At 37.5% G+C, this 8971-nt stretch carries 18 protein-coding genes and 1 tRNA gene; all 19 read right to left on the bottom strand.

Translation table 11 applies throughout. The features are described from left to right. Positions 1–3: 3 nt before the first annotated feature. Positions 4–126 carry a hypothetical protein gene (locus H5S39_RS11675; RefSeq protein WP_255316930.1) on the bottom strand — a complete coding sequence of 41 codons (123 nt, stop codon included), beginning with the start codon at positions 124–126 and terminating at the stop codon, positions 4–6. Between the two features lie 193 nt (positions 127–319). Further along, positions 320–760 (bottom strand): restriction endonuclease subunit S domain-containing protein, encoded by a 441-nt coding sequence (locus H5S39_RS10245; RefSeq protein ID WP_182595468.1) that lies wholly within the window; start codon positions 758–760, stop codon positions 320–322. Then, positions 757–2034 carry an N-6 DNA methylase gene (locus H5S39_RS10240; protein WP_182595469.1) on the bottom strand — a complete coding sequence of 426 codons (1278 nt, stop codon included), beginning with the start codon at positions 2032–2034 and terminating at the stop codon, positions 757–759. The genes H5S39_RS10245 and H5S39_RS10240 overlap by 4 nt, the downstream gene beginning before the upstream one ends. Positions 2035–2212: 178 nt before the next feature. After that, the gene (locus H5S39_RS10235) at positions 2213–2608 is read right to left on the bottom strand and encodes a hypothetical protein (RefSeq protein WP_182595470.1); all 396 of its coding nucleotides are present in this window, start codon (positions 2606–2608) and stop codon (positions 2213–2215) included. Between the two features lie 2 nt (positions 2609–2610). Further along, positions 2611–3240 carry a DUF4417 domain-containing protein gene (locus H5S39_RS10230; RefSeq protein ID WP_182595471.1) on the bottom strand — a complete coding sequence of 210 codons (630 nt, stop codon included), beginning with the start codon at positions 3238–3240 and terminating at the stop codon, positions 2611–2613. A 119-nt stretch (positions 3241–3359) separates the two neighbouring features. Further along, on the bottom strand, positions 3360–3521 hold the full coding sequence (locus tag H5S39_RS10225; RefSeq protein ID WP_182595472.1) for a hypothetical protein: 162 nt from the start codon (positions 3519–3521) through the stop codon (positions 3360–3362). A gap of 168 nt (positions 3522–3689) precedes the next feature. Next, positions 3690–3776 (bottom strand) — tRNA-OTHER (locus H5S39_RS10220). A 646-nt stretch (positions 3777–4422) separates the two neighbouring features. Next, entirely contained in the window at positions 4423–4947 is a 525-nt protein-coding gene (locus H5S39_RS10215; protein ID WP_182595473.1) for an ArpU family phage packaging/lysis transcriptional regulator, read from the bottom strand. A gap of 97 nt (positions 4948–5044) precedes the next feature. Further along, on the bottom strand, positions 5045–5188 hold the full coding sequence (locus H5S39_RS10210) for a hypothetical protein (RefSeq protein ID WP_182595474.1): 144 nt from the start codon (positions 5186–5188) through the stop codon (positions 5045–5047). 68 nt (positions 5189–5256) lie between these two features. After that, on the bottom strand, positions 5257–5562 hold the full coding sequence (locus H5S39_RS10205) for a hypothetical protein (RefSeq protein WP_182595475.1): 306 nt from the start codon (positions 5560–5562) through the stop codon (positions 5257–5259). Continuing rightward, complete coding sequence (locus H5S39_RS10200; RefSeq protein WP_182595476.1) at positions 5559–5972, bottom strand: RusA family crossover junction endodeoxyribonuclease; 414 nt, start codon at positions 5970–5972, stop codon at positions 5559–5561. Before H5S39_RS10200 ends, H5S39_RS10205 begins: the two co-directional genes overlap by 4 nt. Before the next feature lie 13 nt (positions 5973–5985). Next, positions 5986–6327, bottom strand: coding sequence for a hypothetical protein (locus H5S39_RS10195; protein WP_182595477.1), 342 nt, complete (start codon positions 6325–6327; stop codon positions 5986–5988). Beyond that, a complete protein-coding gene (locus tag H5S39_RS10190) occupies positions 6328–6570 on the bottom strand; it encodes a hypothetical protein (RefSeq protein ID WP_182595478.1) in 243 nt (80 codons plus the stop codon). Further along, positions 6570–6911 carry a crAss001_48 related protein gene (locus tag H5S39_RS10185; protein ID WP_182595479.1) on the bottom strand — a complete coding sequence of 114 codons (342 nt, stop codon included), beginning with the start codon at positions 6909–6911 and terminating at the stop codon, positions 6570–6572. Before H5S39_RS10185 ends, H5S39_RS10190 begins: the two co-directional genes overlap by 1 nt. Next, the gene (locus tag H5S39_RS10180; protein ID WP_182595480.1) at positions 6911–7153 is read right to left on the bottom strand and encodes a hypothetical protein; all 243 of its coding nucleotides are present in this window, start codon (positions 7151–7153) and stop codon (positions 6911–6913) included. Before H5S39_RS10180 ends, H5S39_RS10185 begins: the two co-directional genes overlap by 1 nt. Then, the gene (locus H5S39_RS10175; RefSeq protein ID WP_182595481.1) at positions 7150–7389 is read right to left on the bottom strand and encodes a hypothetical protein; all 240 of its coding nucleotides are present in this window, start codon (positions 7387–7389) and stop codon (positions 7150–7152) included. Before H5S39_RS10175 ends, H5S39_RS10180 begins: the two co-directional genes overlap by 4 nt. Before the next feature lie 167 nt (positions 7390–7556). After that, positions 7557–8024 carry a class I SAM-dependent methyltransferase gene (locus H5S39_RS10170; RefSeq protein WP_182595482.1) on the bottom strand — a complete coding sequence of 156 codons (468 nt, stop codon included), beginning with the start codon at positions 8022–8024 and terminating at the stop codon, positions 7557–7559. Continuing rightward, entirely contained in the window at positions 8011–8523 is a 513-nt protein-coding gene (locus H5S39_RS10165; protein WP_182595483.1) for a hypothetical protein, read from the bottom strand. The genes H5S39_RS10170 and H5S39_RS10165 overlap by 14 nt, the downstream gene beginning before the upstream one ends. A gap of 112 nt (positions 8524–8635) precedes the next feature. After that, positions 8636–8914, bottom strand: coding sequence for a hypothetical protein (locus tag H5S39_RS10160; protein WP_182595484.1), 279 nt, complete (start codon positions 8912–8914; stop codon positions 8636–8638). Positions 8915–8971 lie beyond the last annotated feature (57 nt).

Here is an 8971-nt window from a genome sequence, read left to right as displayed (position 1 = left end):
TCGCTACTTGCGATTAGCTTTTTTTATTATCGCATATGCAATCGCAAAGTTAATGCTTGCGACTGATATTGCTACAAGAGCATTAACGATAATGGCATCCTCATATTTCCAGATATACTCTTTCATCCATTGAACTCGCCTCCATCCGGATAGAAAGGCTGTCGCCGGATCGCTGTAGTCATTTCAGGAGTAGCTAATTCCTTTCCTGACTACATTTTCATTATACCTTATTAACATATAAGAAACAATAGAAAAACAATTTTTTGAATATAAGCTAAGCTGACAAGTAATAACTTGTTGGCTTTTTTATTACGCACTATTAAATCAACATGTTACTTAATAAGTTCTTCTTCAAATTATTTAAGTTATCAATATCTTTTTGTATTTGTTGCTCTTCATTATCCATAAAATTAAAAATCTCAACAATTGCCTTCTGAGTTTCTAAGTTATGCAATTGGATTGGAAACTTGCCGACTTCACTTTCCTTAATATTGATACCTGTTGCATACTTACGCATAAACTCATCAATATTCTTATGTAAGATAATATTAAAATATTTAGGATTGATACCAGCTGACGGAATAATCGCTACATCCTTAGTTGCAACCTCGCCAGGCTCGTACAAATATCCCAACTGCCCTCTAGTTGCAGATATTTGTAATGTTGATGTCCCGATTGGATAAACATGATACTTCTTGGCTCTGCCGTACTCGGCCACATCTTCTAATCTCACATTCTCGAAAGTATGAAAATCAATCATAACAAACTAAGTTGCTCCTTTCTCTTTGGCTTACCTATTCCATATTTATCAACCCAATACTTAGTAAATTCCTTAATTTCTTTATCCGCATCTGGATTAGTCCCATGAAGCTCTTGCAGCATGACGGATAGTTCTTGCTTAGTATGCTCAATCTCACTATCAAGTTCTTTCATCTCTGCCATAATTTCATGTAATGGTTTAACTGGTTCTGGTTCAAATGTATCAACGTAGCGTGGAATATTTAAGTTGTAATCATTCTCTTTAATTTCACCCAGCGTTGCTACATGAGCAAATTTTTCAATATTACTCCTCTTATAGTAGGCATGAATTATTCTATTTATGTGTTTCTCTTCTATCTTGTTATGTGCCTTATTCTTAGTAAATTCTTTTGATGCGTCAATAAATAAGACATCCCTATTCTGCCGTTTCTTCTTAAGGATAAGAACAACAGTAGGAATGTCTGTATTTAGAAATGCTTTTTCTGGTAAACCAATCACCGTATCAAGATAATTCAGATCAATTATCTTTTGCCTTATCTTACCTTCTGCATTACCACGAAATAGAACACCGTGAGGCAAAATAATAGCCATTGTGCCATCATCATTCAGATTATCTAACCCAGTTAAAATAAATGCGTAATCTGCCTTACTCTTAGGTGCTAGAACATTGAAGTTTTTAAAGCGTGGTTCTTTTAGCATCGTATCTTGTGGTTCCCACTTAAGAGAATATGGTGGATTCATTATAACTGTATCAGCCTTATTCTCTTCTAAATTTCTAACTTCTTCTAAACTACTAAACGCCTTACCTTTTGAAAGGTGATAAATATGTTTAGTTTTACGAGTAAGAGAATCACCATGAAAGACTATGGCATCGACATTGCGAATCATTAAATTAAACAGCAAGAAAGGCATTGCACGGTCAGAAAACTCTTCACAATAGAACTTGCCATTATGGTTTTTAGTCCATCGCTTTATTGTTAATCCACCAGTTCCAGCACAAATATCCATATTAGTAGCAAAATCACCAAGTAAGGAGCTAACAAGCTTAACAATACCATCAGGCGTAAAGTCTTGTTTCTTATTCTTGCGGTCTGAATGTTCTTCCTGAAAGTAATCTGTGAACCAATCAAATGACAAGTCACTCTCTTTTTCTAAGAATTGATTGAACAATTCAGTCCGTTTATTACTATCATTTAGAATTGATTGTAATTTGATTGGTGCTTTATAGCTCTCATCAATTCCAATTAAATTATTAATTGTTTCAACTGATAGCATGGTTAAACCCCTTTCCTAAATTTGAGCACAAAAAAAGCACCTGCTAATTGCAGATGCTAAAAATGAGGACGGTCGGAATTGAACCGACACCTCCGACCTTTATACGTGCTCCAACCTCTTTCAATTAGAGTTCACAATAATGTATAAGGCCTTGTTCTCCCTGTTAAACTACTGGTCCTCAGTGCCTATTATTCCATATACGTTTTACTTTATCAATAAGTTCTTGTTCCGACTTAGTAACTCTTTTTGTACCACCAGTTTCTTCATGGAAATATCCAAAATGAGTATGAGGCAAGACTCTTTCACCATCGATTATATGAGGTCTTCCAGTCACATCAATTTGTTTAACTCTTTTACCACTATCATTATAAAAATCGATTGACTTAATCTTTTCTTCATCATTAATAGTTACGTAGATTCGCTTTTTCGTCATTGTTTCCATTGGTGGTGTTGCTGATTTACCACCATTAATCGAGACAAACTTAATGTTTTGGTATTGAAGCAACGTACGGTATTCCGTTCCATATTTCTTACCTTTCATATTCACACCCGAAGCCGCGCCTCGTCCGCCCATCTTTATAAACCCCTCAATCGCTCAATGTTATTATTCTTGTAATACACGATTTCAATATCTTCTGGAAAGATGAAATCAACCTCACCGCCGTAAACTAATAATTGTTTGGGGTGAAGTCGCCTAATCATTTCTAAAACTCCTCGTTGCCACATCCTATTAGCCTCATTGCTTTTCTTCACACCAATTGTACTAATAGATAAAGTACTCCGTGAAGGCAATCCATCAAAGCAGAAATCAAATGACCGTTTATCAGCCCATGATACAGTTGGAATAACGGTAAGCCCTTGCCGCTGCATGAGTTGTCCTAGCAAACGTGAACGATATATATTCCATATCATCATTGATAGTGGCATATCACGATACAAGCTAAAATCAGGAGTTAACACGCAATCAAATTGTTTGAGTTTGTCAATATAGTAAGCAGGCCTCTTCCATACTCGTTCAAATTGGTAATCATCAAGATAAAAGTGAACACCAGCGGAATGATTAGCCACATTCAACTGATTAAAGCCAACCAGCTTCTCAGGTTTGTAGAATGTTGGATAAATGGTAGGCATATCATATTTGCCAGCTACCATGTCCGGAACATAATATTCAAGATTGTACTTGCTGATTGTTCTTTGACTTCCCATGTTTTGTGTAGCTACTCTCCATTCTGACCTTCTTGTACTTTAATGTCCGTTCGGCTCGACACAGCATTAAGTATTCTTGCCTACTTGCTACTAAGCCAAATCTTTTAGTCTGAAACATTTTATAAATGATCCTCTAACATGTATGTCACTAAATAGATAATCAAGAATTCAATAATTAATGACAGAATAAATAAACCAACACCGATAAGTGCCGGCTTGATTAATAACGTTCCAATGAACATAACTGGAATTATTAGCATCGCTAGAATTTTCATAAACAATTAAGCTCACCCTTTCCAAATAAAAAAGGCCAGTCGTCAAGACTAGCCTAAGGTGAAAATATATAGTTTGACGTCATTTCAGACGTTCAAGGCGATTGGAAGAAATACCAAAAGTAAGTAGGCATTCCTCCTTTCGTTGATTGTTGTTAAAAGTAGGTTTGCCTTGAATGCTGATGGGCGGAATCGAACCGCCGTATTACCGAATCAACGGAATACTTGCCAACCACTGGCCCACATCAACTGGCCCACATCAGCAGAAAATCACGGCTTTGACAAAAAAAGTTATATTGAGAGGAGCGTTTCATCTCCTTAAATTTAGTTGCCGTGATAATAGCCAAGAGCCGGAATCGAACCGGGCTTCATGCGTGTATGTTGTGGTTGCAGTTCTAAAAACATACATGCTCTCACCAGAGAACGTTGGCTAGCAGTATAGCTGTAGTTCTATACTGCAAAGCGAACACTAGGAATCGAACCTAGCAGGTAGTGAACGGGATTTATTCGCACTTATGACCTTCTCACCTGTTCCAAATATTCGCATAAAAGACTGACACTCTATTGAGGTTTTATTTTGAGAAATTCGCACATCATTGTTGTAAGCACTCCATCTTGTAAATCGTTACTGTAATACATAGAAGGTAAGTGTCAGTCTTAAACATAAATCATGATTTACTGGGAATATTGCTGTTTCCATAAGCAACTTCCCTATGTGGATTATGGAACTTGCATCCATCAGTCGGCTTTATCCGATCCACACGGTCATTTAACAGACCAAATTGCGGTACACATGTGAGTATGTACATACATCTAAGCAGTTAAAGGCTTGCTCAGGCACATAACTTGTAAATTAGGAGCGTGCAAAGCCTTATTCGTTAACTTTGCGACAATAACATAATAAGGCATTTCACTTCCCGTTCGCTTCCTGTTTTTCTCCCGATTTGTTCCTGTTTTCTTCCCGTTTACTTCCCGTTTTTGCGTGGAGGTCAGGAATAATAGCAGGATCAACATTAAAACGTTCGCACATTGCTTCCAAACAATCAGCAAATTCTAAACACGCGTAATCATCAGCACGCTGATAGGTAGAATTGCCAAACTTATTTATGCGTTCCTTAATCGTTAATAGGTCTAACCCCTGAATATATCGGTATTTAATAATTTGTTGGCTAGGATGACGATAACTGCTGCTGCAACCAACAATCGCATTGTCAACGGCTCGCTTAGCCTGTACATATTCAGCGTAATCAATCATATTCCGTTCAGACGAATTACCATGCCTTGATCCGTGAATACCTGTAACATCGTTTTGCGGTGATTTAAGACCCCAATCCCCCGATCTCCGTCGAATGGTTGGATACTCATTTTCGTTTAGAAAAAAGTCTTGTACCCGTTTAATCGTCGCTTTACGATTACCACTTTCTAGTAATTCCACTATTAGCACGCTCCCTGTGATATAATGAATTTGCTATTTTTTATATCCAAGGGGGCGTTCTCACAGTAGAGCGTCTTTTTTTTACGCTTTTAACGTTTTACAACACGCTAATTATCCAATGCCATAAAAGGAGATTTGCCGAAATTAATCCACCAAGTATCAAGCCCACGATACTGCCACAAAGTATAACTACAATTAAAGCAACAAAAGCTCCCCACGCTGTTTTAACTTTGTCTATCATTCTGTAGCTCCTTCTTCAACTTATTTTGTGCTCGCCGTTGACGTTTCTTGCGTCGGCGGTTTTTACTTTTACTTTTCGATTTTGCCATGCTTGATTACCTTTCTTGGTAGCAATACAGCTCGTGGGTGAGTCATTACATAATCCTGTGCATCTGCTAACCATTCAAACACCTTTAAAACATCTAAAATGCCATAATCATCGGCTACTTGATCTTTAATAACATACACAGTGCCATAATCTAATTTCTTTTCAATTTCACCATCAATAATTGCTTTAATTGCTGTTACCTGTGCTTCGTTAAACAGCATTCGGTTATTAACCTTAATTTTGCCGTCCGACTCTGAATAGACAACACTGCCATCGTACTTAATCATTCGTTTAACTCCTCTACTTCAATCTCAATTCTTGGGTGTTCACTGTAATACTTCTCTGCCACCAGTTTCACAATATGTGCATCATCTTCCCACAACAGCCCATTTAAACCGTCTAATGTTGATTTAATATAATTATCCGTATCAGGTTTAACAATTGGCCTGTGTACTCCTGTGAGCCGTAATTCACGCTCTTTTTTTGATAGGCTCTTCTGGATATGTCGGTAGAATTTCAATGACACAATTAACTGGCCTGACAATGGTTGTTCTTTGTACTGGAATTTGCACATCATCGCTAGTTGTTTCTTGTAGACTGATACCTTCTTAGGATCATACAGCCTAATGCCACGTCCCATTCTGGTCGCTCGTGGTCGAGCCTGTTCTACTGGTTCAATATCAAAGACTAATTTCATGTCTACTCCTTTTTTAATTCAAAAAGTCTTTAATTATTGAAGCGATAGGCGCACACGCGTGAGTAATATTCAAACATAATGCCGTCAATAAGAAGACACTCACTGTTCCTCCAAGCGTTGCTGTCATCGCAGAAACAAAATCATAGCTATCATGATGATCACGATGTTTCTTAAAGAAGAAAACTGATAGCCATATAGTTCCGATTAACGCTGCAACGAAAAGTACACCACACAGAATTGATAAAACAATTGCTGACATTTGATACTGTTGAATCATCGTCTTAGCAACAGCTGGCAAATCCTTTAATTGCCCGTTGAGTGTTTTCAATAGTTCTTGCTCTGCCTCACGTTTCATCTAATCGCACCTCTCATAAGTTTTTTCAAAAATATCCGGAGCAATAGCCCAGTGCTCTCCCTCAACGCCAGTAGCAATGTAATCACCAATATGCACATACATGGGTCCCTCTTTGGTGTGAAGTATGTATTGAGAAATAAATATTGTTACAGAAGCTTCAATATCATATTTTTCAATCATTTCATCTGACCCATCGAACTGTTCAGCTTGAATGGTTGCTGTCTTTCTGTATTTGTGTAGCATTACAATCGCTCCTCAAGCTCATCAATTCGTTGTAGAAGTACATCAGCATAAACTTGCATAGCGTTATACTGGATAAGCATTAAACGCTGTTCTTTATCACTCAGGTGTCTGTACTCTTCTGTATCCATGAACTCATCTAACCGATTAATTCTGCCTGCAATTTCTGCATTCTCTTTTGATAATTTATTAGCTAATTCAAAATTGGTTGCAGTCTGTTTATCAGCAATGTCAAAGCTAAATGATTGAACATTGTCTCTATTGCTTCTGCATACATTAATAATTTGGAAATGATCCCACTTTACTTTTTTGATAAAATCATTGAATATTTCTTCTTTTGTCATTACTTTTCCTCCTGATAGTCACAAATTAACCTAAAAAGCTCTTGCAAAACGTCTTCTGCTACTTCTGTTGATTGAGGGCGACAAAATAAATTCAAAACTCGCTCTTTAACAAGAACTTCCGCAAAACACATATGATTACACGTTTTGAAAATGTTAATTAACATACGGTGGTCCTCACGTTGCTTAGATGCGTAAACGCCATTTAAGTCATTGACTTTGCTAATAAAATCGTCTGTTGTCATTCCTCTTCCTCCCCGTCTAATGGACGTTTGCAAAACGGACATCCATTAATAACTTGTCCATCAACTACATAGGATAGAAATCCAATGTCTTCTGGATCACCATTGCCCTTAATCATTAATCTGTATTCGCCGCCGTCCTCTTCAATTTGTAGAAGAATCTCACCTCTGAATAACGGGATGCTTTGAAATGGAGCATGACAGTACAGACAATCCTTTTGCTTCTCAGTCAGTTTCATTTAATTTATCCTCCTACGAAGTCCATACAATTACTATTAAGAAAATTATCACTGCAACAAGTTCAATTAACATTCCCATTATGTTGTTGAAAATAATCATAAGAGTCAATCCGATTATTAAAGCAACGCAGAAGAACGTGAATGTCAACTTAATTAGTAATTCTCGCTTATCCATTCTTAATGAACACGCTCCATTTCGTCTTTGATCGCATATCACCTAATATCGGTTGCTGGCCGAACGCTTCAAAAACTTTCTTAATCGGTATCTGATCTTCGTTCCATTTGAATAACATTATTCCAGTTGGTTTAAGCACTCGCAGTATTTCTTGAAATGCACAATGAAAATCATGTGGCCACCCCATTAAATCAAGGGTTCCATACTTCTTAGCAAGCCAACTTGTTTTGCCTGCACGAACCAAGTGTGGCGGATCAAATACGACTAAATCGAATGTTTCATCATTGAAAGGTATATGTTTCCAATCAGCTTGAACATCAGGACTAACTTCAATCTTGCGCACTAGGTCACGGTCTTTTGCCGTATATACAGCCTTACGAATATCCATGTAAGTTGTGTGCGGTTCTTGTTTGTCGTACCAGAACATCTTGGAACCGCAGCATACATCAAGAATTTTCATTAGCTAGGTTCCTCCCACAAAACGGACAGTTAGAGATTTTTATATAGCCAGTCTGATTATGACAGAGGAAATCATTATAATCTGTGAGAATGTAACTATTTTCTCTATTATCAAATGCGATACATTCGTTTTTTTTGAGTTGACCATATTTCCATGTTTTGCCAACGCCATTTAGCATAGAACAATAAGGACAATTGTAACTTTTGATTGTTTTTTTCAATCTAGCTGCTAACTCAATTACCGCTTGTGGGTAAGTCCAAGTTAGTAAATGTAATTCATCTATATAATCTTCGTCCCATCGTTCGGGTGCCCAAACGTAAGTTTTTACTAAAGACGGATATTCATTAGCATCACCTGCCTCGTAGTCTTCGTTAGGTTCAACTTCAAAATCAATCTTCCAGCCACTAAAAATGGCCGAAGTAATTAAATTTTGAGCCTTAGTGAAATGATCAATGTGTGTCTCAGCCTTGTATGGCTTTTCTAATTCTTTGAGTTTCATCTCTTCCACCTCTTCGGCTTTCTGGAGTTACTGTGCCACCATTGACTGTATTCGTAGCCTGCCTTATCCATAAACTTAGCTCGCTCTATCTGACGTTTGCGAGTTCGTTTAATCACTCAATCCCCACCTCTTTTAGCCTCTGGTCTACCATGACTTCAATGCGCTTATATCCACTATCGATTTGCTTAGCTAGTTCTCTTAACGAATGAATAGGCTTACCAGCATCAACTTTCTTTTCGTAGAATTTGATAGCTTGACCGTATGTCTGGAACCACCACTTCTCACCAGCAGGTGTGCCGTCTTTACGGGTTTTGCCATTCTTCTGAATAAGATTAATTACTTCACCATCGCTAACGATTGTGTACTTACTATCTAAATCAATCCTCATCATTTCTTTCACCTCTTTGGCTTTCTAGCCTTGAATAGTGTGTTATTGTGCCTCGTCCTG

This window comes from Limosilactobacillus rudii (genome assembly GCF_014145455.1).
GTDB classification, from domain to species: domain Bacteria; phylum Bacillota; class Bacilli; order Lactobacillales; family Lactobacillaceae; genus Limosilactobacillus; species Limosilactobacillus rudii.
The sequence above is the reverse complement of the archived record's forward strand: the minus strand, read 5'-3'. Positions and strand labels throughout refer to the sequence as shown.